Source organism: Streptomyces sp. NBC_00885, assembly GCF_045207475.1.
Lineage (GTDB): Bacteria > Actinomycetota > Actinomycetes > Streptomycetales > Streptomycetaceae > Streptomyces.
Genome location: NZ_CP108796.1, coordinates 3,672,229 through 3,691,763, shown reverse-complemented (window position 1 = coordinate 3,691,763; position 19,535 = coordinate 3,672,229). Strand labels below are relative to the sequence as shown.

Below are 19,535 nucleotides of genomic sequence, written 5' to 3'. Positions count from 1 at the left end.
GCACTCGGGGCGTTCATCGCGCTCGGTATCGAGGACAGCCGCCATCACCGCGCGTTGCGCGCACTCGACCAGTCCTGAACATGGCCGCCCGGCCCGCCACCGGGCCGGGCGGCCCCACCTCTTGGAGACCACACCTTGCCCCGATCCATCCATCTGCTCTGCGGAGCAGGCGGAGACGCCAGAGGTCTCGGCGAAGCCGGATTCGATCCGATCCTCGGCATCAATCACTGGCAAACCGCCGTCGACACCTTCGAGCTCAACCACCCTGGAGCAGCCGCACGTTGCGCCGACATCCAGAACTACCCCATGCGCTGGCTGCCTCAGGCGCTGATCCTGTGGGCCTCGGTCATCTGCACCGAGATCAGCCCCGCCGGCGGGAAGAAGCGCCAGGCGGACCCGGCGCAGGAAGCCCTCTTCGAGGAAGAGGAGCAGTGGCGGGAACTGCCGCCGGAAGCCTTCGAGAAGACCCGCGTCACCGCGTGGTGCGTGCTGCGTGCTGCCGAGGCCAAGCGGTTCCCGTGCGTGGTCGTCGAGAACGTCGTGGAGTTCATCACCGACTGGATCCTGTTCCCGGAGTGGATCAGGGCCATGAAGAAGCTGGGCTACCGCGTGCAGATCGTCTCGGTGTCCTCCGCGCACATCGGCTCCGACGACAACGCCCACGCGCCCCAGTGGCGCGACAGGGTGTACATCGCCTTCACCCTGACCGGCGTCCGCCGTCCCGATCTCGCGCCGCGTCCGCTGGCGTACTGCGTCCAGTGCGGCCAGGACGTCAAGGCTCGCCAGAGCTGGCGCAACCCGAAGGTCCGCATCGGCAAATACCAGCAGCAGTACGACTACCGGTGCCCCAACACCCTTTGCGCGCACGCCCTGGTGGAGCCGTACGTCCGCCCCGCGTCCGACGTGATCATGTGGGACGACATCGGGCACCGCATCGGAGACCGCGCCCGACCGCTGGTGCCGAACACCATGAGGCGCATCCAAGCCGGGCTGGTGAAGTTCCCGTACGAGCCCAGCGTGGTCACCCTCACCCACGGCAAGGACGGCACGGACAGGGCCTTCGCTCCGCACACCCGGCCGCTGCCGACCCGCACGGCCAAGCTCGGCGAAGCCCTGCTCGTGCCGGTCGGCGGTTCGTGGAACGACACCGCCTCTCCGGTCGGTGAGCCGATGCGCACGCGCATGACCCGCGAGAGCGAAGCCCTGGTCACCATCGACCTGGAGCCGTTCATCGTGGAGTTCCGCAACAACTGCGACGCCGCACCGGTCGACGCCCCGCTCAGCACGATCGCCACGGCCCGGCATCACGGCCTGGTCGTGCCCGACGGTGCCGTCCGCGACCGGGCCCGCAACACCCTGGTCATCCCGTACCGCAAGGCAGCGCCCAAGACCACCGCGGAGCCCCTGCACACCTTGTCGACCCGCGACTCGGCGGCCGTCGTGCGCAGCGCGCCCGCCATCGAGGACTGCTACTTCCGCATGCTCCAGCCGCGCGAGCAGCTGTCGGCGCAGCGGTTCCCCGAGACGTACGAAGTGGTCGGCTCCAAGGCCGCCCAGACGGAGCAGGCCGGCAACGCGGTGAGCGTCAACGTTGCCCGCTGGCTCGGCGAACGCCTCAAGCGCGTTCTGGCCTGACCCCTACCTGTCCCCACAGAAGAAAGGACCACCGCGCCATGACCCCTGCGGCGGCCAATCACGATCACCTGGCCATCCTGACCCACCAGAGAGAGGAGCTGGACATCGAGCGAGGGCGCATCGAGAACGCGCACTGCCTCGCCGTCCTCGACCACATCAGCGCGAAGATCCGCGTCCTCTGCCCGGAGGCCGTCCAGGTCACCTTCGCCTACTACGGCAAGACCCGGACCCTGGACCTGGAGGGTGTGCTCGGCGCACAGTCCAGCCCGCTGGGCGCGTGCCCCTGGCTGTGGGAGAACGGCGACGAGGAACACCCGCTCGCCGAGATCGCCGACGACATCGAACTCGACGTGCAGCGCGCGCTCGCGCCGTACCGCTCACCGGCCTGGGCAACGGTGCGCCGCAACAGCGCGAGTGACGGAAACAGCTGGCTGCTGGAGCTGCCCCCGCCCGACCGCGCCGCGCTCATCGCCGAACTCGTACGCGAACACCATCCCGAGGCGACCGCGGTCGTCGTGGACGGGCACAGTGCCGGGGGCCGCGTCATCGAGATCATCGAAGGCGTCGCGGAGGACGGCTCGGAGATGCGCACCGAGCGTCGGCGGTGGCCGCGCGAGTGCGATGACGTGATCACGCGGCTGGTCGCCCATATCTTCGCCCTTCCGGCCCTCGCCGACCGCCACCTTGCCCCCATCTACGGCATCCACGAGCCGCCGTACGGCAGCGGCTCCAGCGACCTGGTGCGCCTGCTTCCGCTGCCGCCGACCGCGTAGCCGCCGTTCACCGGAGAGCACCTGATGAGCGGCACCTGGTGGGTCCCCGAGGCACCGTGCGCCGGGGACCTGCGGTTCACCTCCACCGACGCGACCGCGGACACGTTCAGGGAGCCCCTGTTCGAACAGCTCCTGTTGGTCTGCCAGGACTGCCCGTTCCGCTCGCAGTGCATCGAACTCGTTCTGCCCCGCCAGAGCTTGTTCGACGGCATCTGCGGCGGCCGACTCTGGTTCGACGGCCAGGTCCGCGACGAGTGCGAAGCCGCGCACCGCGGCGAACTCGAGGAGCGCGGCTCTTACATCAACCACGGCACCGAGGCCGGCGCCCGCGCCCACAACCGGCGCGGCGAACGGGCCTGCTCCCTGTGCCGGGAAGCCGGGCGGCTCGCCCAGGCCCGGCGGCGCGAGCGCAAGCGAGCCTCCGGCGCGTAGCCCGCGCACCAACTCACCCCAAGGAGAAAGATGTTCACCATCAAGGCGGACGCCCTGTCCGCCATCCTCGACAAGGTCGCCCCGCACCGCCCGTCCGGGCCCGACATGGACCACCTGGACATGGTCGTCCTCGACTGCACCCGGAGCTGGCTGCACGCCGTCGCGGGCGGAGAGCGGACGCTCGCCGTCGCCCGCACGACGGTGGCCGGTACGTACTGGACCGCACCCCTGGCCTACGACGACGCCTCCGCCCTGCGCGGCTGGCTCGACTCTTCCGACCACGTCCTGGTGGAGCACCTCCTGGAGGACGGACGCCAGTTGCTGCGCTTCACCGAAGGCACGGCTCAGATAACGGTGCCGGTGGCCACTTACGTGGCCGAGCTGCCCTGGCGCACCCTGCTGCGCGCGGAGGCCCGGCCCCCGTCGTACGTCCGAGGCCCCGTCCGGCTCTGCGCCGAAGACCTCGCACTGTGGGAGCACGCCGGCGAGGAGGTCGAGGTGCGGCACGCCGCCGGGCGGGCGGCGCTCGTCGTCACGGCGGGCACCGACTTCATCGGTTTTCAGATGCCGCGCCCCGGCCACCGCAGCGAGAACGCGCTAGACGGGTGGGCCACCTCGGTCCGCTCGCGGCACTTCCTGTACGAGGACATGCCCTACGAAGTCGGGGCCCTCTACGTGGACATGCTGGGGGCGCTGTGGCGGGTGGCGGCGCGGCCTGCCCCCGGAGAAGAGCCCGTGGTCGTCAGCGCGGACCGCTCCGGTGTGGTGCTGCCGCTGGCCTCCGTGCTCAAGGTCGGGGGGCGTCTGATGCCCCTGGCGGTGTGATCACCTCGGCCTCAAGATAGGAGACATTGATGAAACCGAGTGAGTACCCCCAGGCCGCCGCAGACCCCGAAGACGACCCGGGCGTGGGCCTGGCCCCTCTCCCGGCCGCGTGGCGCGCCCCGCGGCTTCACCACTCCTCACCCCAGCCCAACCTGCCGTTCCTGCCCACGAATCGAAAGGAATCCCCAGTGAACAAGGCCCAACTCGTCGAAGCCGTCGCCCCGCACACCGGCGGCCGCGCCAAGGCGGCAACCGCCGTGGACGCCGTGCTCGACGCCATCGTCCGCGCCGTCGTCGCCGGAGACACCGTCTCCGTCACCGGCTTCGGCACCCTCCAGGCGAACGAGCGTGAGGCGCGCTTCGCCCGCAACCCGCAGACCGGTGACCGGGTGAAGGTGCCCGCCACCCGCGTCCTGCGCTTCCGACCCGGAGCCCGGTTCAAGGACCTCGTCGCGCAACGCAAGCCTCTGCCTGCCTCCGGCAACTGCATCCAGAAGGCCTCCAAGACCCCCCGCCCGTAACCCCGTACGCATGGTGTGTCGCCCGGGCCCAGCGCCGGGGCGGCACCGCCCGAAGGAACAGAGATGCACCACCCTGTGGGAATCGAGATCGAAGCCACCGCTAAGTGGTTGGAGGAGCATGCGGCGCCCGGAGCCGCCACCCTCCTACGCCGCGTGGCCCGTCAACGTGACCAGGCGCGACACGAACTTGCTACCGAGCGCATCAGCAACCGCTACCCGGTGGCATGGCGCTCCGCTCGCCGGCGTGCCCGCGAAGCGCGCGCCTGCGTCGCCGAGCTTTCCGAGCGGTTGAACGACATTCATAGGCAGTGGGATGGGGACGCGCGTCGCTTCACGCTGCGCGACCAGGAGAGTACCCGCGTCAACGCCATGATGCGCACGGAGTTGGCCCGCCTCCAGGTGCAGGCCGAGCGTGCGGGTTGGATATCGGATCCGGAGACACGGCGCCTGTGGCGCTGGCGCGAAGGCTGGTGGGAGCTGGCCTACCGAAAAAAGAACCCGAAGGATGGCTACCGCGACAGCGGCTGGTACCTGTGGGGGCCCGAGGAGAGCTACTTCGGCGAGTGGGTCGCGCACCTCAAGGCGGATGCGATGACCGAAGCCGACGGACTTATCACCAAGCACCTTGCCGCCACGGCGGAGGTGAGCCGTGACCGACCAGCATGAATTGCTCTCCGACGCGTACGGACCCGAACTGGCGCAGGACCTCGGTTCCGGCTGTCTGGAGCGGGAGATGGGTGTTCCGTTCCGCCGTGAGCTGCCGATGGCTGAGGTCATCCGGCAGGCCGGGACGGCGGCATGACGGCCCTGCTCCAGAGCGCGCCCGTGACCCTGCCCAGTGTCCAGAGGGCGGGGGAGTGGCAGCCGCGAGTCATTGGCCTGGACCTCTCGTTGACCTCGACGGGCATCGCGGGCGCGGACTGGGCGTCGGCGGTTCGCCCCGGCAAGCGGCGCAGCCACGAGCGGATGGACTGGCTGTGCGGGCACATCAGCGGGGGCGTGGAGGGGGCCGATCTGGTGGTGGTCGAAGGCGCGGCCTACGCCCAGGGCGCGCAGGCCGGGCACCACGAACTCGCCGGATTCTGGTGGCTGGTGACCCAGTTCCTGTGGCGGCACCGCATCCCGTACGCCGTGGCCAACCCGCATCACCGCACGATCTACGCCACCGGCCGCGCGAACCCGGCGCAGGACCACCCGCGCAAGGAGCGGTCGCGGGTGGCAAAGGGGATGGTGCGCAGTGTGGCCGTCGAGCGGTACGGCGTTCAGTGCGAGGGGCCCGGCCGCTACGACCAGGCGGACGCCACGGTCCTGGCACAGATGGGGCTGGACTGGCTCGGCTACCCGACCGTCCCGGTGCCGGACACGCACCGGCGCGCGCTGGAGGCGGTGCGCTGGCCGGAGCTGATTCCGGTGGCCGCGAAATAGGGAATTGAATTCCCGGAATTAATCGGAATTGGAAAGGGGTAATTCTTGCATTCGCGGTACTTGGGATTAAGATATAAGTAAGAAGTTCGAAAATGCCGGACGGAATGGAGAAGGCAGCACCAGGACACACCCCGCGCCCCCGGCCACCGCCGGGGGCGCACCCATACCCGCAAGCGTCCTCTTGGAGACCACCACATGACCCACTCGCCCGGAGTCCAACTCCTCGCAGAGCAGATCGGCGTGGACGCCGAACACGTCGCCCACGCCTTCCGCCTCGCCTCACGCACCTACGCGGCGATACAGACCACCCGCTTCACCGATATGAGCGCGGACCAGTTCCGGCGCCTCCTCGGCCGCGACCGCCACGCCGTCGCGATCGTCGCCAACCTCGCCATGCGCCACGCCAACCGCATCGAGGACGCCCAACTCCTCATGAGCATCTACAAGGCCAGCTCGGGCACCACCCCCCACCGCCCGGTCATCCGCAAGGGCGTGGGCACGCTGCCCGACGACGGCGACCACGCATACGTGCGGCAGGCCATCCACATCCTTCAGGCCGCCGACCTGCCGCCGATCCACACCGACGGCACCCACGAACTGAAGCCGGGCTTCCAGGTCCTGCCCGGCTGCGACGACCTTCCCGGCTGGGTCTTCATCGCCCCCGACCCGGACTGCGAGGACCGCGGCGGCTTCGCCGGCGGCCGACTCGGCTACCTCGCTGTCATGCGCTGGGCCGGATGGGGCGTCATCACCGAACCCCTCACAGACGGCCTGTGGGCGGTCTGCCACCCCGACTACCGGAACAACCCCTTCCCCTCCTGACTGTGCCCGCTCCCGGCCCGCCCACCAGCGGGCCGGGAGCGGCCGAACGAGAAAGGCAACAGCCGTGAAGTTCCCGGTAGACGACGACATGCTCACCGCCTGGGCCACCCTCCTCGATCTGACCAAGGAGCAGTCCGACGACGTCCTGTGCGAGGTCGAACAGGCGCTGCGCCGCGGCTACGCCTTCCGCCCCCTGGCAATACGCCACCTCACCTTCGAGGAGGTCACCGCAGACATGGACATCGACGAATTCGCCCTCATGTACCTGACGTTCGGCCTGCACCGCGCAGGCCAGGACGAGCTCGCCGACGACGTGATGGGCCGCGCCCTGGCCCCCGCCACAGATCCTCGCCACACCCGCTGACCGCTCCCACCCGCAGCAACACCGCCGCCCCGGCCGCGCACCGCGCACCGGGGCGGCGCCATGCGCGCAGAAAGGAGACCCGCATGTCCGACGACCTGTTCCTTCCACGAGCAGAGCCCACCATCGCCGAGCGGCCAGCCCCGGCCTGGGCGAAGAAGAGCCTGCCGAAGTCGAAGGCCGCCGTACGAACCAAGACCAAGGTCAGCGCCCGGAAGTACTTCGCGCCCAACGACCCGCACGAGCACGCCCACAAGATCGCCGAAGGCGTCATCGACGCCTGGCACCAGAACTTCGGCGGCACCAGCATCGATATACCCATCGGAACCGTCGCCGCACTCGCGCTCCTGCGCAATCCCCCCGGCCTGGCCGACTGGATACTCAACCTCCAGCCGCATCAACTCCCGCAGCTCTTCAAGGAGATCTACCTCGGCTACTGGGTCAAGCGGCCCGACCTGATCAACCGCGCCATGCGCCTGCACGACTGGGCCTGGAACCCTGACCCCGACACGCAGCAGCTCCGCGCCGTCCACGCCGTCGCCCACCGCGCCATCAATACCGGCCTGCTGGACCTCACCGGCCACAACGACCCGTACATGCGCTCCGAGTCCGATGTCCTCAGCCCTCTCCTGACCGGGCTGCGACACAAGAGCGACAAGAAATGGCGCGGCGAGTACCACACGCCGCCGTGCGTCACGGACCTGCTGGCCGAAATGCTCGTGGACAAGGACTTCGCGGGTCAGGGCAAAGCCATCCGTGAACCCGCTGTCGGCTCGGGCGCCATGCTCCGTTCCGTCGCCCAGCGCCTGCGCGATCTCGGACTTAACCCGCACGACTACCACTGGTACGGCAACGACGTCGACTCGCTGTCGGCGGCCTGCGCCGCCGTCAACGCGATCATCTGGGACCTCGGCCCCGGCACCCTCATCGGCTGCGCCGACTCCCTCGCCACCGAAGACGGCGGCTACGCCAAAACCCGCGCCGAAGCGCAGGACGCCTTCAAGTGGCGCGACGACGCCATGGGCACCGCGACCACGATCGCCGCCCACCGCCGAGCCTTCCGCCTCGTCGACCAGCTCATGCCCGACAAGGAGAAGGCCTCCGCATGACCGAAGAGCACGACTTCGCACGACCTCTCACCACAGCCGAACGGCCCCGCCGCACAGGCCCCCGTGCCACGGCTCAGCATCCCGAGCCCTCACAACCTCTCGCCCAACTCGCCCCCGACCTCGACAGGCCGTGGCTCAAGGAGGACACCGACACCCCCGACCGCACCACCAACTACACCCACCCCGAAGGCCACCGCATCGGCCTGCGCCTCCAGCCCGGCAACCTGACCATCCAGACCTGGATCACCGCAGGCCCCGACCTCCCGCCGCTCCCCGCCGGCACCGCCGAGGAGAAAGCCGCAGCCCAGGCAGCCAACGACGCCCGCGTACAACCCGGACGCACCTGGCACGCCACCGTCCCCACCCGGCACAGCGAAGACCTCTCCATAGCCGTCGCCAGCGTCGTACGCGAACGGCTCATCCCCGCACTCACCCACAAGCCCCGAGCTGTCCACACCGTCACCTACGACCCCAAGCCGGACGCGGCCCCGGCCCCGGAGCCGAAGACCCCAACGGCCAAGAAGCGCCGCGCCACCGCCACGAAGAAGAAGGGAACCCCCCAGAAGTGAACGTCTCCGAGAAGAAGCTCACCATCAGCAGCCTGGCCAACCTCGCCGAGATCCTGCCGTTCATGCTCGGCCACTACCCCGACGACAGCATCGCCTTCCACTGCCCCGGCCCCAACTTCATCGACGGGCCGAGCATGACCTGCCCCCTGCCCGACGACCCCGCCCACTGGCAGCAGATCGCCGAGTCCGCAGCCTGCAACTTCATGCACTACGCCCAGAGCAAGGGCCAGGGCCTCGACTGCAACATCATCATCTACCTCTGCCGCGAGCCGCGCCCCGGCCAGACCGCCGAGGAGACCGCCGAACTCCTCCGGCCCGTGGCCGACTGGCTCGTCAATGCGCTCACCGAACACCGCGGCGTCCCCCAGCAGACCATCGGCCTCGTCGCGGGACGTTGGTGGGGGTTCGCATGCGACCTGTCCGGATGCTGCGAAGGCGAACCGCTCCCCGCCCTCGACGACCCCAACAGCGTCACCGCACAGCTCATCCGGCTCGGCTACTCGCCTGGCCGACGCACCAGCGACATCGTCCAAGAGTTCCAGCCCATTGACCCCGCATCAGCCCCGCGCCTGCTCCAGGCCCTCAAGGACGAAGGCGACAGCTACTCCCGCCAGCGCACCCAGCCCGCAGGACAAGACGCGGCGCTCGCCGCCACCCGCCAACTCCTCGAAGGCGCGATGCGCGACTTCCGCGACGGCGCAACCGAACTCGCCGACGACATAGCCGCGCGACTCATCCACGGACTCCAGGACAACCACGCACGCGACCACGCCTTCGAGTTCGCCGAAGACGACGACCTCCCGCACGCACGACGCCTGTGGACCTACCTCGCCCGCCGCTGCGTGGCCCCCTTCACCGGCCAGGCGGTTCCCGTGCTCACCGCCTTGGCCTGGATCGCCTGGCGTCAGGACGACAAGATCACCGCGCGCCTCGCACTCAAGCAGGCCCTGACCGCCGATCCCGACTACGCCATGGCCGACATCCTCCACGACGCCGTCAACCAGGGCGCCGACCCCCAAGGACTCCTCGCCATCGTCCGAGACGAGCGCGCCCAGCGACACAAGCGCACCCAGCATCAGGACACCACCGCGCACTGAACGCCTTCACGCACTGAACGCCTTCGGCAGCCCCGGCACCAGCCGGGGCTGCCCCGATGTGCCGGGCCTGAACGACTCCTGGACGTGGAATTGCCATCTGCGGAGGATGTGCGGGTACCGCCAAGTCCGTCCAGCCATCAGAAAGGGCACCCCATGAGCCTTGCTTCCTCACAGACTCAGCCCGCTCGCCCACTTCCCTTGGCAATGAGTCTCCTGCTCCCCTCGTCTGCTCCCTCCGCGTGGACCGCGTCGGTAGAGGAAGCCGCACGGCTTCTCCGCTGTTCCTGGGACAGCAGCCGCGCTGCAGAGCTGAACCTGGGAACCCTCGCACTCTTGCTCTACTCGCGCACCCACAACGGGCGGCGGGCCCCGGCCGATGTGCCGCTGGATGAACTGCGCGGAGCCCTTCGCGGTCCTCCGGTCGAAGGGAGCGAACCAGGAATCCGCCACGAGATCCTGGACGCTCTTCGAGCCGCTGGGCATGCCCCGGGCAACAAGCCGCACAACGGCCCGCTGTGGCAGACGTACGTCGACCTCGCGAACCGGTACACCACAGGAGACTTGGACGGCCTCGAACCGCCGGGACCGTCGCCGATGCGGTGGGCCGTTGAACGGCTCGCCCTGCAGCTTGAGCATTTCACGGAAGAAGCCCGCTCCGAACTCGCTGCTGTGCCCGGGGAGTCTGGCCCCCTGCGCATCGACGCCACAGAGGGGATCTTCGTCGCCACGGCCTCCAGTATCGTCCCGCTGAGGTGCAGCCACTCCTGCCCGAACCAGGGCAGCACCCTGCTGGTCGACGGACCGCTCATCAGCTCCGTCTGCCCGAACGGCCACAGCCACCGCGACTGGCGTCTGTCCGCCGTCCATGCCCGTAAGGCGCTGCGGGCGCTGGACCTCGACCCCGCCACGCAGGGCCACGTCGCAGTCGACGGACCCTTCAACATCCCCGAGTCCGGCTGGTCGGAAGACGCATCCCTGGAGGACACCGTGTGGGCGCGCTCTCGTGAGCATGCCTTCGTCGGCCGCGACGATGTCATGGCGCAACTGGATCAGATCGCCGACCAGTAGCACCGAACAGGGAGCCCAATTCTGGTCCGATGTCAGTAGCCCAGAGGGATCTCGGCGACCGGTTCCCAGGTCATCCGCCAACCGCCCGTGTCCGGCGCGATGGCGAAGCAGACGTCGAGCAGATGCACGGAGCCGACGCGCAGTGGCGCCCGGCGCGGGGTAAGGCCGCGGAGCACGCTGTTGAGGAGGTCGGAGCTAGCGGCGCCGTAGCTGTAGCCGAGCTGCATGTGGGGCCGCCCACCGCTGTGCTGGAGCGCGGTGTCCCCCCGCGTCTTGCGAATCGCGGTCCGCACCCCCTCTTGGAGGTTGAGGACTGCTTCGTCGGGCCACACGTCCAAAACGACGCCCGCGATGTTGCCGATCGGCGGGCCCACCTGCGTCTCGAACGGCGACACGCCGGACAGTGCCTCGCGAAGTGCATCTGCCAGAGCAGTGCGCTCCGCCGGACCGATGTCAGTTGCGGTGGCGTCGGCGACCATCTCGACAGTCAGGTGCAAAACCCCCGGGTCGGCCGGGTCTGCGGGAAAGAGCGGGTCAATGGGGTAGCCCGCCATCGCCGGACGGCACGTATGTACGAGGGCCAGCAACTCATCGTCGACACCGGGGCGTAGGGGGATATAGGCATGCAGGACCCGCATGCCGTCCACCCACGGATGGCCTTGAAAACGCGGAACAAACCGCTCCATCTCGAGTTTCCTTCTCAGTGCACGCCGCCCCTGCGACGACAGCCTCGATCCTTTCCCGCTGTGGCGTGTCCGGAACCTAGGACGAAGCTACAGCCGTCGCTGAGCCTCTCACCGGCGGCCGAACCACAGTTCAGCGGCCGCCGACAATCGCCCAGACCACTGCCCCGATCGCATGGAAGGAACGTCCCGCGCGGACTCCAGCATCACCGGACGGAGACGTGAGGCGGCGGAGTAGGCTGTGAGGACGCGGCTGACCTGCGAAAACGGTCACTGGCTCCACCCCGGGTGCAGGGGAAGTGAGCTCGCGTTCTTCTCGATGCAGGTGCGAAGCTCCCCGGATTGGCTCCCCGCTCCCACCAGCGACGCTGCCGTGCATCACGGATCTGGCCCCGCTCCACGGGAACCGATGGGAACCTCATGGGAACGGAAGGATCACGCATGATGCGGCAAGACCAAGCAGGACCAGGCTCCGGTACTTGCTCTGACCTGCCGCTTTCCGCAGATCAGAGCAAAGTTGATCAGGATCGGGATGATCATGTGCTGACTCGTAATGCGTAGGTCTCGGGTTCGAATCCCGAAGGCGGCTCGGCTGAAGCCCAGGTCAGTTCCGCTGACCTGGGTTTCTTTCATTGGGCCGCCCGAGCGTGCGCGAGACCCAGCAGGGACCAGCTTCGGTCGTCGCCCCAGATCGAGGACGCGTCCACATACGGTCGCAGCAGCGCCGTGAGCTCTGCGTCGCCCCGGCCGTTGAGTTCGTCCGAGGCTATCTTCCGCGCCACTCCGGCCAGGAAATCCGCGAGCTGAACCCGCGGATCCGAGCGGGAATCGACGAGCCGCACGCCGGTCAATCGGCCCTGTGGTGAAGGGAGATGCTCCTTGAGCCATGCGATGCGCTCTTCCGTCAGCGCGTTCTGCTGGTCGTGGACAAGGAAGACGGACTGTCCTCCCGCACTCCAGTGGGCGACGGTGTGGACGATGGCCGGAATGAGGGGGTCCAATGACGGAATCCTCGTCGGGTTTTCGAGCGTCCGCGCCCAGAAAGAGTCGGCGCGGGGCCTGGCCTGTTGAAGCAATTCCATGATGTCGCCGACTCCGTTGCCCTCGACTGCCGGGCGCAGGGCGTCGAGCAGGTGGAAGAAGGAGTCGACCGGGGTTCGCGCGTCCCAGCGGTTCTTGGTGCGCATCAGGTTGTTGGACGACTCCAGGAAGGCTTGCCACTGTTGGTGCCCCAAGGCGCTGGGGCCCTCGCGGTAGAGGGTGAGAGCCATGGTGCTCGGGGTCCGGCCGGGGGTTTCGCCCACGAGGAGGTCGACGACTCTGCCGACGACGAAGAATGCCTTGTCGGTGAGATGTACATGGGCGTTGTGGTGGATCGGACCGGCAGGCCCCAACAGCCACTCGAGGGTCGAGCGGTGTTTCCCCCGGAGCAGATGATTCGCTTTGTATTCCTCCGCTGGTGAGCGGATTCTGCTTCTTGTTTCCCGTATGGAATCCGCCGCCGGTTCGAGGGGCAGGTGCACGCTGGCGTGGGCGAACACATCAGTGTTTCCGCCGGTGAGATTCTCGCCGTCGGATCCGGACTCGTCGCAGAAGACTTCCATCCTCACCAGTGTTGGTGATCAGGGTGGCATGCACCATGGGTTTTCCCGTACCTCCGCTCGGGGGCAGGTTCCGTGTGTCCGGAGGTCACATTCCCCCGACCCGTCGTGTCATGGCAGTGAACGCACGACCTGAGCACCGCGAACCGAGCACCAGGAGCACGTCATGAACGAAGGCATCAAGACGATCATCTACCCCGTCAAGGACATCGAGCAGGCCAAGGCCCGCTTCACCGAGCTCCTGGGGGTGGAGCCGATCATGGACGAGGTCTACTACGTCGGCTACCGCGTCGGCGGCCAGGATGTCGGTCTGGACCCCAACGGCCACAGCCTGGGGATGACGGGCCCTGTCGCCTACTGGCACGTCGATGACATCAAGGCCAGGATCCAGGCGCTCCTCGGCGCCGGAGCGGAGACCGTGCAGGACGTCAAGGACGTCGGCGGCGGCAAGCTGACCGCCATCCTGAGGGACGCGGACGGCAGTGTCATCGGCCTCATCCAGGAGGGCTGACGGCACGCGGCCGTCAGCCGCGGAAACGGTGGCCCGGTCCGTACGCCCCCGTGCCGACCGGGCCGCCGCAGCATGGCTGCCCGGCAGCGCCGTCCGTCGCCCCTCAGCCGCTCAGGACCTCCAGGTCCAGCCGGCCCAGGCCGCCGGGGTCGGCCACGATGTCGATCGCGACGATCCTGCCGTCGGCGGCGATCGTGAAGCCGAAGACTACGCGCGGCTGTCCGCCCGGGGCCCAGACCAGTCCCGCCGCGCCGTTGATCAGCGCCGGCTGTGCGGCCTGCGCGCGGCCCGCGAAGGTGTGGGCCACCGCCTGCGCACCACGTGCCACGCCCGCACCCGACCGGACGGCCACGCTGTCCGCGCGCAGGACGACATCCGGGTCGAGCAGCGTCAGCAGCGCGTCGAAGTCGCCGCCGCGCGAGGCGGCGAGGAAGGCGTCGACGACTTCGCGCTGGCGGGTGACATCGGTTTCGGGGGCGGTTTCCGCGCCCTGGACCCGGCGGCGGGCGCGGCTGGCGAGCTGGCGGGTGGCCGCAGGGGTGCGCTCCACGATCGGGGCGATCTCGTCGAAGGGCACGGCGAACATGTCGTGCAGGACGAAGGCGAGCCGTTCGGCGGGCGCCAGGGTGTCGAGTACGACGAGGAGCGCCAGGCCGACCGAGTCGGCGAGCAGCGCCTGGTGCTCGGGGTCGGTGATGTCCTCGCGGTCGGCGGCCGGTTCCGGCCGGTGCACGTCCCAGGGGTCCTCGCGCCGGGTCTCGCGCGAGCGCAGCATATTGAGGCACACGCGTGCGACGACCGTGGTGAGCCAGCCGCCCAGGTTCTCGATCGCGGCGGCGTCGGAGCGGCTGAGCCGCAGCCAGGCTTCCTGGACGGCGTCGTCCGCCTCGCCGGACGAGCCGAGCATCCGGTAGGCGACCGCGCGCAGCCGGGCGCGGTGCGCCTCGAAGCGTTCCGCCAGAAAATCGTTCTCGTCCATGGGACACATTCCTTCGCCGCCGCGTGTCACAGGAGTGACCCGTGAAACCGAGCCGATGTGACAACTATCAGCCAGGAATCAAGCCACGCGTGGGAGGAAGCATGAACGACAGTCCCTACGTCCTGCGGCCGATCGGCCGGGTCGAGTCCCCGCTGACCGACCGCGAGTCTGCCCCGAAGCAGGGGGACGAGGGTGCGCCCGAGGCCTGGCTGGTGTTCGAGCCGGGCGTGAGCGAGGGGTTGCGCGATCTGCGGGCCGGGGAGGAGGTGATGGTGCTGACCTGGCTCGATCGCGCGAGCCGGGAGGTCCTGGCAGTGCATCCGCGCGGTGATGTGACGAGGCCGGTGACGGGGGTGTTCTCGACCCGTTCGCCGGACCGGCCCAACCCGATCGGGCTGCACCGGGTGACCCTTGTGGCGGTCGACGTGACGAAAGACGGGACGAGAGTGCGCGTACAGAATCTGGAGGCGCTGGACGGGACACCCGTACTCGACGTGAAACCCGTGCTCGACCCGGGAGCCGAGCGCTGAGCGAACCGCCCTTCCGTCACAGCTGGAGCAGAGCCCAGGCGCCCGCCGCGACCACGGCCAGGAGGTACGCCGCCGAAGCCGCCCGCACCACCTTCTCGCGGGTCGACCCCGGCCAGGAGGTGAACGCCAGCAGGCGGGCCAGAATCGGCAGGACCAGGATCGCGTGGAGCGACAGCCCGTGCAGCGGCTTCAGGGCCCCCGAGGAGTGGTAGGCCGCCTCCTGGCCGACGGTGCGGGTCACCACGACGCCGTACGCGATCATCGCCGCGCCCGACAGCAGGCCGACGAGCAGCACGGCGAAGCCCGTACGCAGCGCGAGTGCCATGCCCGCCGGGCCCTCGGGGCGTTGTCTGAACGAAGCGGTGGCGAAGGTCGTGAGAATCAGCACGAGCAGCACCCCGCCGACCGCGAGGGCAGTGGCGACCGCGCTGTCGAAAGGGGTCTCGCGGTTGAAGTGCGACGGCACACCCCGCCAGGCCTGGAGCGTGATCCCGGCGACTTCGAGCACGCAGTCGGCGGCGAACAGGGCCAGCATTACGCAGCGGGTGCGGCCGCCGATCCGCAGATACGACGTCACCCAGGTGATCGCGACCACCGTCAGGCCGAAGGAGACCCCGAAGGTGAACGGCTTGCGCCAGGAGACCGGGCCCGTCCAGGGGCCGCCGTCGGCGAAGAAGACCACCAGATGGAACAGGCCGGCGGCGATCAGCGCGGCGCCGGTCGCGTAGCAGAAGAGTTCAGCGCCTCGCGGGCCACCCGTATGCCGGGGCGGCGTGAGGGCGTGCCGGAGGGCTGCGGTGGTCATGCGGTCAGCATCGGCCCGAAGCGGGGCGGCCGCGTCCTCCCGGTGGAGTCACCCCTCGTACGACCGGGGGCGTACGAGTCGACGCTGAGGGAGTTGCGGGAGCCGCTGGGGAGCCGGTCACTGTCCGCGTGAAACATTCTCGCAGGGTCACCGCGTCAAGTGGGTGGAGGGGCGAGAAGCCCCGTTGACCGAACTGCACGACGGGGATGAACGGGGAGGGCATGAGACAGTCCCACGCGGACGAGTTCATGGAATTCGCAGCGGGCCGCACCGGCCATCTCTTTCGCTCCGCCTGCCTGCTCACCAGCGGCGACACCCATCTCGCCGAGGATCTGGTGCAGGAGACGCTGAGCCGGCTGTATGTGAAGTGGGGCCGGGTGTCCCGAGTCGACAACCCGGCCGGTTATGCCCAGACCGTTCTCGTCCGCACTTTTCTCACGTACCGGCGGCGGCGCTCCGCCGACGAGCGGCCGCTCGGCGAGCTGCCCGACATCCCGATCATCGCGGGGAGCGACCCTTTGCTGCGGCTGGCGCTGCTCCAGGCACTGGGGCAGCTGCCACCGAAGGACAGGGCGGTGGTCGTGCTCCGCTACTGGGAGGACCGCAGCGTCGAGGAGACCGCCGACGCCATGAACGCCAGCTCCGCCGCCGTGCGCACGCGCTCGACGCGAGCGCTGGCGCGGTTGCGCGCGCAGCTCGGCGGCAGCCTCGCCGAGCTCGTCTCGGCCCACTGAGACACCTGAGACTTCTTCCCCTCCGGCCTACCGGCACCGACAGGAGATGGTGATCCGTCATGCCCTTCGAAGACGACACCTCCGACAACGAATTCGAGAACAACCTCGGCGAGGCGATCCGGCGCACCGGGGGCACCTTCGCCACCGATCGCCGACGTGTCCTGCTGGAAGCGGGAGTGCGGCGAGGGCGCGTGAAGCTGGCTCGACGGCGAGCGGCCGCCGTGACCGGCGTGCTGCTGGCCGTCGCCATGATCGGGACGGTCGGAGCGTACGAGGGCGGACTCCTCGACGGAACGGACGGGACGTCCGTGGCCGACAAGGAGCGGGGTGAGAGCCCCCGGCCGAAACCGCGCGTGTCGGGCAGCGGGAAGCCGGACCCGCGCTATGGCGACCCCAAATGGTTCATGCGCGCGAGCGCCGACCAGATGATCAAGCTGCTGGAAATCAGCCTGCCCAAGGGGGAATTCAGCAAGCAGCGGGGCACCAGCAACTTCGGCGGTCCGGACGACGTCGCCAATGCCTCCCTGGTGTACGACGACGGCTATGGCAAGTCGCTCGTCTCCATCTCGGCCAGGCGCGTCGACCCCAACGACAAGGCGCTCAATAAGTCGATGACCACCTGCCCGGCCAAGAGCTCGTCCGAATCCTGTGTCACCGACACCTACGGGCACAAGATCCGGCAGAGCCTCGTGGACGGGAAGAATCCCGACAGCGTCAAGAAATGGCAGGCCCTGCGGGTTTCGAGCGACGGCTTCCTGCTGGAGGCGACCGAGTACAACGCGCCTGCGGAAAAGGGCGTCGAAGCCACCCGGAACAAGCCGCCGCTGACAGCGATGCAGCTGGGCGAACTGGCGGGTGCCGTGGAAGGGGCGTTCACCAAGTTCGGTGTGATGAACGCCGAGACGTTCTCCAGTCCGCGTCCCATTCAGGGCAGCTGGGCGGTCCGCGACATGCTTGAGTCCCTGGTGCCCGCGGGGCTGTCGCAACGGGGCCTCGGAGGACTCGGTGACGAGGGATACATCGTCGTCTACGACGCCAAGCTCAAGGTCAAGACGTTCCTGCGGGCGACCGTTGCGCCCGGCACCCCCGACGGTGGCAAGGTGCGCACCCAGCAGAAGGCAGGCAAGCAGCCGGGCTCCCTGGAGTGGTCGGCCGAGACCGTTACGCCGCAGGGGCTGCGGGTGACCGTGACCGCCTTCAACTCGCAGTATCCCAACCAGGCTGCCGTGCGCCCTGAGCCCCCGCTCACCCTGGCTCAGCTGTCCGCCATGGCGACCAGCGACAAGTGGCACAACTTCAAGTAGGCACCGGACACGGTCACTTCGCGTCGGCGTAACACTCCACCACTGCCGTCGTGAACGGAAACCGCACCGGCGTGAGACCGAAGGCGATCCGCCCGGCCAGCTCCCCGGCCTCGCGGATCGCCTTCGCGACCTCGGCCGCCTCATCGGCCGGGCAGTGCACGATCACCTCGTCGTGCTGGAAGAAGACCAGCTCGGCGCGCATGCCCGCGGTGGCCTGCCGCAGTGCCGCCAGCATCAGCAGGGCCCAGTCCGCCGCGCTGCCCTGCACCACGAAGTTACGCGTGAAACGGCCCCGCGCACGTGCGTTGGAGGAGGCGTAGCCGGGGGTGAACTCCGCCTCCGCGGGGGGGAGTTCCTCGCTCTCCTGGGGGATTCCCGCCTCGTCGTCGTCCCCCGAACCCGCCGCCCGCGGGCTCGTGCGCCCCAGCCAGGTGCGCACCAGCCGCCCCTCCTCGCCCGCCCGCGCCGCCTCGTCGACGTACGACACGGCGAGCGGGAACCTGCGTCTGAGCATGGCCAGGTTCTTCAGGCCGTCGCCCGAGGTCTGGCCGTAGATCGCGCCGAGCAGTGCGACCTTCGCGTGGTCGCGGTCGCCGGAGAAGGCCCGGTCGGACAGCGCGGAGTACAGATCGCCCTCATGGCCCGCGATGTCCATCAGGCCCGGGTCGCGGGAGATCGCGGCCAGCACCCGCGGTTCCATCTGGTCGGCGTCCGCGACCACCAGGCGCCAGCCCTCGTCCGCGACGACCGCGCGCCGGATCACCTTCGGGATCTGGAGTGCCCCGCCGCCGTTGGTCGTCCAGCGGCCCGAGACCGTGCCGCCGGGCAGATACTCGGGGCGGAAGCGGCCGTCGCGGACCCAGTTCTGGAGCCAGCTCCAGCCATGCGCGGTCCAGATGCGGTACAGCTTCTTGTACTGGATCAAGGGATCGACCGCCGGGTGGTCGATCTCCTCCAGCTCCCAGCGCCGGGTCGACTTCACCTTGATCCCGGCCTGCGCGAACGCCTTCACCACATCCGCGGGCAGATCCGGGCGCACCCGGCGCCCGAAGGCCGCCGACACCTCGTCCGCCAGCTCCGCCAGACGGCGCGGCTCGCCCCCGCCCGCGTACCGCTCGCCCAGCAGCTCGTGCAGCAGGTCCCGGTGGACGTCCGCGCGCCACGGCAGCCCGGCGCGGTTCATCTCCGCCGCCACCAGCAGGCCCGCCGACTCCGCGGCCGTGAGCAGCCGCATCCGCCCGGGGTGCTCGGCGGCCTGGTGTCTTCGCTGCTGGTCGGCGTAGACCTCAAGGAGCGCTTCCAGCGGTACGGGCACGGGCTGTGGCTCGAAGAGCGAGGACTGCGAGCCCGGTTCGGCCGCGCGCTGCGGGGGATCGGGCGGCACGGGGGCGTTGTGCAGCCGGGCCCAGGCAGCCGCCGCCGACCGGGGCTCGCCGAGCCGTCCCTCGTGGCCGAGCAGCAGGAGCTCGGCGTCCTCGATGTCGTAACACCGCTCGACGCGCACTCCGGCCGCCAGGAGACGGGGGTAGATGTCGGGGGTGGAGCGCCAGACCCATCTGCCGACGTCCGGGCGGGAGCGGACGGCCTCGGTCAGCTCGGGTTCCTCCTGGACGGGCCCGGCGGGCAGGCCGTCGGGGCCGAGGGGGACGAGCCGCGCCCCGTCGCCCTCCGCCGCCGCCAGAGCCCATCGTTCGCTCATGGGAGCGAGTGTCGCAGCCGGGTCTGACACCGGCCCTGATCCGCGGGCTGTC

General features: G+C 69.4%; 22 protein-coding genes and 1 pseudogene. 18 read left to right on the top strand and 5 right to left on the bottom strand.

The genetic code is table 11. From position 1 onward, the window contains the following. Window positions 1-135: 135 nt before the first annotated feature. The 14 genes and pseudogenes from OHA61_RS16590 (at window position 136) to OHA61_RS16525 (ending at window position 10,637) form a co-directional block, all read left to right on the top strand. Window positions 136-1,635: a DNA cytosine methyltransferase gene (locus OHA61_RS16590; RefSeq protein ID WP_406303655.1), complete on the top strand. Its 1,500-nt coding sequence runs from the start codon at window positions 136-138 to the stop codon at window positions 1,633-1,635. A 38-nt stretch (window positions 1,636-1,673) separates the two neighbouring features. Continuing rightward, window positions 1,674-2,408 (top strand): hypothetical protein, encoded by a 735-nt coding sequence (locus tag OHA61_RS16585; RefSeq protein WP_406303654.1) that lies wholly within the window; start codon window positions 1,674-1,676, stop codon window positions 2,406-2,408. A 24-nt stretch (window positions 2,409-2,432) separates the two neighbouring features. Next, window positions 2,433-2,840 carry a hypothetical protein gene (locus tag OHA61_RS16580; RefSeq protein WP_406303653.1) on the top strand — a complete coding sequence of 136 codons (408 nt, stop codon included), beginning with the start codon at window positions 2,433-2,435 and terminating at the stop codon, window positions 2,838-2,840. A 30-nt stretch (window positions 2,841-2,870) separates the two neighbouring features. Then, a complete protein-coding gene (locus tag OHA61_RS16575; protein ID WP_406303652.1) occupies window positions 2,871-3,665 on the top strand; it encodes a hypothetical protein in 795 nt (264 codons plus the stop codon). Between the two features lie 188 nt (window positions 3,666-3,853). Continuing rightward, window positions 3,854-4,171, top strand: a pseudogene (locus OHA61_RS16570) (HU family DNA-binding protein); the annotation flags it as partial. 78 nt (window positions 4,172-4,249) lie between these two features. Then, window positions 4,250-4,852: a hypothetical protein gene (locus OHA61_RS16565; protein WP_406303651.1), complete on the top strand. Its 603-nt coding sequence runs from the start codon at window positions 4,250-4,252 to the stop codon at window positions 4,850-4,852. Beyond that, window positions 4,836-4,988 (top strand): hypothetical protein, encoded by a 153-nt coding sequence (locus OHA61_RS16560; RefSeq protein WP_406303650.1) that lies wholly within the window; start codon window positions 4,836-4,838, stop codon window positions 4,986-4,988. The genes OHA61_RS16565 and OHA61_RS16560 overlap by 17 nt, the downstream gene beginning before the upstream one ends. Then, a complete protein-coding gene (locus OHA61_RS16555) occupies window positions 4,985-5,611 on the top strand; it encodes a hypothetical protein (RefSeq protein WP_406303649.1) in 627 nt (208 codons plus the stop codon). The genes OHA61_RS16560 and OHA61_RS16555 overlap by 4 nt, the downstream gene beginning before the upstream one ends. A gap of 195 nt (window positions 5,612-5,806) precedes the next feature. After that, window positions 5,807-6,433: a hypothetical protein gene (locus OHA61_RS16550; RefSeq protein ID WP_406303648.1), complete on the top strand. Its 627-nt coding sequence runs from the start codon at window positions 5,807-5,809 to the stop codon at window positions 6,431-6,433. A gap of 64 nt (window positions 6,434-6,497) precedes the next feature. Then, window positions 6,498-6,797: a hypothetical protein gene (locus tag OHA61_RS16545; protein WP_406303647.1), complete on the top strand. Its 300-nt coding sequence runs from the start codon at window positions 6,498-6,500 to the stop codon at window positions 6,795-6,797. A gap of 83 nt (window positions 6,798-6,880) precedes the next feature. Continuing rightward, a complete protein-coding gene (locus OHA61_RS16540) occupies window positions 6,881-7,903 on the top strand; it encodes an N-6 DNA methylase (RefSeq protein WP_406303646.1) in 1,023 nt (340 codons plus the stop codon). Beyond that, window positions 7,900-8,472: a hypothetical protein gene (locus OHA61_RS16535; protein WP_406303645.1), complete on the top strand. Its 573-nt coding sequence runs from the start codon at window positions 7,900-7,902 to the stop codon at window positions 8,470-8,472. The genes OHA61_RS16540 and OHA61_RS16535 overlap by 4 nt, the downstream gene beginning before the upstream one ends. After that, window positions 8,469-9,569 (top strand): DUF4192 domain-containing protein, encoded by a 1,101-nt coding sequence (locus tag OHA61_RS16530; RefSeq protein ID WP_406303644.1) that lies wholly within the window; start codon window positions 8,469-8,471, stop codon window positions 9,567-9,569. Before OHA61_RS16535 ends, OHA61_RS16530 begins: the two co-directional genes overlap by 4 nt. A 333-nt stretch (window positions 9,570-9,902) precedes the next feature. Beyond that, window positions 9,903-10,637, top strand: a complete 735-nt coding sequence (locus tag OHA61_RS16525) for a hypothetical protein (RefSeq protein WP_406303643.1) — start codon at window positions 9,903-9,905, stop codon at window positions 10,635-10,637. Window positions 10,638-10,669: 32 nt separating this feature from the next. On the opposite strand, the gene OHA61_RS16520 is transcribed toward OHA61_RS16525, so the two are convergent. Beyond that, window positions 10,670-11,323: a 2'-5' RNA ligase family protein gene (locus tag OHA61_RS16520; RefSeq protein WP_406303642.1), complete on the bottom strand. Its 654-nt coding sequence runs from the start codon at window positions 11,321-11,323 to the stop codon at window positions 10,670-10,672. A 626-nt stretch (window positions 11,324-11,949) separates the two neighbouring features. Beyond that, the gene (locus OHA61_RS16515) at window positions 11,950-12,924 is read right to left on the bottom strand and encodes a DUF3800 domain-containing protein (RefSeq protein ID WP_406303641.1); all 975 of its coding nucleotides are present in this window, start codon (window positions 12,922-12,924) and stop codon (window positions 11,950-11,952) included. A gap of 163 nt (window positions 12,925-13,087) precedes the next feature. Here OHA61_RS16515 and OHA61_RS16510 point away from each other — a divergent pair, with 163 nt between their 5' ends. Further along, window positions 13,088-13,432 (top strand): VOC family protein, encoded by a 345-nt coding sequence (locus tag OHA61_RS16510; RefSeq protein ID WP_406303640.1) that lies wholly within the window; start codon window positions 13,088-13,090, stop codon window positions 13,430-13,432. A gap of 103 nt (window positions 13,433-13,535) precedes the next feature. Here the strand turns inward: OHA61_RS16510 and OHA61_RS16505 are convergent, their stop codons facing one another. Continuing rightward, the gene (locus tag OHA61_RS16505) at window positions 13,536-14,411 is read right to left on the bottom strand and encodes a sigma-70 family RNA polymerase sigma factor (protein ID WP_406303639.1); all 876 of its coding nucleotides are present in this window, start codon (window positions 14,409-14,411) and stop codon (window positions 13,536-13,538) included. 101 nt (window positions 14,412-14,512) lie between these two features. Between OHA61_RS16505 and tsaA the strand changes: the two genes are divergently transcribed. Continuing rightward, window positions 14,513-14,941: a tRNA (N6-threonylcarbamoyladenosine(37)-N6)-methyltransferase TrmO gene (gene tsaA / locus OHA61_RS16500; protein WP_406303638.1), complete on the top strand. Its 429-nt coding sequence runs from the start codon at window positions 14,513-14,515 to the stop codon at window positions 14,939-14,941. A 16-nt stretch (window positions 14,942-14,957) separates the two neighbouring features. Here tsaA and OHA61_RS16495 read toward each other — a convergent pair whose 3' ends face one another. After that, entirely contained in the window at window positions 14,958-15,746 is a 789-nt protein-coding gene (locus tag OHA61_RS16495) for a hypothetical protein (RefSeq protein WP_406303637.1), read from the bottom strand. A gap of 221 nt (window positions 15,747-15,967) precedes the next feature. Between OHA61_RS16495 and OHA61_RS16490 the strand changes: the two genes are divergently transcribed. Beyond that, complete coding sequence (locus tag OHA61_RS16490) at window positions 15,968-16,480, top strand: SigE family RNA polymerase sigma factor (protein WP_361902915.1); 513 nt, start codon at window positions 15,968-15,970, stop codon at window positions 16,478-16,480. A gap of 59 nt (window positions 16,481-16,539) precedes the next feature. Continuing rightward, the gene (locus tag OHA61_RS16485; RefSeq protein WP_406303636.1) at window positions 16,540-17,784 is read left to right on the top strand and encodes a hypothetical protein; all 1,245 of its coding nucleotides are present in this window, start codon (window positions 16,540-16,542) and stop codon (window positions 17,782-17,784) included. Between the two features lie 13 nt (window positions 17,785-17,797). Here OHA61_RS16485 and OHA61_RS16480 read toward each other — a convergent pair whose 3' ends face one another. Beyond that, a complete protein-coding gene (locus tag OHA61_RS16480) occupies window positions 17,798-19,483 on the bottom strand; it encodes a bifunctional 3'-5' exonuclease/DNA polymerase (protein ID WP_406303635.1) in 1,686 nt (561 codons plus the stop codon). Window positions 19,484-19,535 lie beyond the last annotated feature (52 nt).

Coding starts and splice junctions, on each gene's coding strand:
- OHA61_RS16585 (WP_406303654.1), top strand. CDS start 1,674: ATGACCCCTGCGGCGGCCAATCACGATCACCTGGCCATCCTGACCCAC.
- OHA61_RS16580 (WP_406303653.1), top strand. CDS start 2,433: ATGAGCGGCACCTGGTGGGTCCCCGAGGCACCGTGCGCCGGGGACCTG.
- OHA61_RS16575 (WP_406303652.1), top strand. CDS start 2,871: ATGTTCACCATCAAGGCGGACGCCCTGTCCGCCATCCTCGACAAGGTC.
- OHA61_RS16565 (WP_406303651.1), top strand. CDS start 4,250: ATGCACCACCCTGTGGGAATCGAGATCGAAGCCACCGCTAAGTGGTTG.
- OHA61_RS16555 (WP_406303649.1), top strand. CDS start 4,985: ATGACGGCCCTGCTCCAGAGCGCGCCCGTGACCCTGCCCAGTGTCCAG.
- OHA61_RS16550 (WP_406303648.1), top strand. CDS start 5,807: ATGACCCACTCGCCCGGAGTCCAACTCCTCGCAGAGCAGATCGGCGTG.
- OHA61_RS16540 (WP_406303646.1), top strand. CDS start 6,881: ATGTCCGACGACCTGTTCCTTCCACGAGCAGAGCCCACCATCGCCGAG.
- OHA61_RS16535 (WP_406303645.1), top strand. CDS start 7,900: ATGACCGAAGAGCACGACTTCGCACGACCTCTCACCACAGCCGAACGG.
- OHA61_RS16520 (WP_406303642.1), bottom strand. CDS start 11,323: ATGGAGCGGTTTGTTCCGCGTTTTCAAGGCCATCCGTGGGTGGACGGC.
- OHA61_RS16515 (WP_406303641.1), bottom strand. CDS start 12,924: ATGGAAGTCTTCTGCGACGAGTCCGGATCCGACGGCGAGAATCTCACC.
- OHA61_RS16510 (WP_406303640.1), top strand. CDS start 13,088: ATGAACGAAGGCATCAAGACGATCATCTACCCCGTCAAGGACATCGAG.
- OHA61_RS16505 (WP_406303639.1), bottom strand. CDS start 14,411: ATGGACGAGAACGATTTTCTGGCGGAACGCTTCGAGGCGCACCGCGCC.
- tsaA (WP_406303638.1), top strand. CDS start 14,513: ATGAACGACAGTCCCTACGTCCTGCGGCCGATCGGCCGGGTCGAGTCC.
- OHA61_RS16495 (WP_406303637.1), bottom strand. CDS start 15,746: ATGACCACCGCAGCCCTCCGGCACGCCCTCACGCCGCCCCGGCATACG.
- OHA61_RS16490 (WP_361902915.1), top strand. CDS start 15,968: ATGAGACAGTCCCACGCGGACGAGTTCATGGAATTCGCAGCGGGCCGC.
- OHA61_RS16485 (WP_406303636.1), top strand. CDS start 16,540: ATGCCCTTCGAAGACGACACCTCCGACAACGAATTCGAGAACAACCTC.
- OHA61_RS16480 (WP_406303635.1), bottom strand. CDS start 19,483: ATGAGCGAACGATGGGCTCTGGCGGCGGCGGAGGGCGACGGGGCGCGG.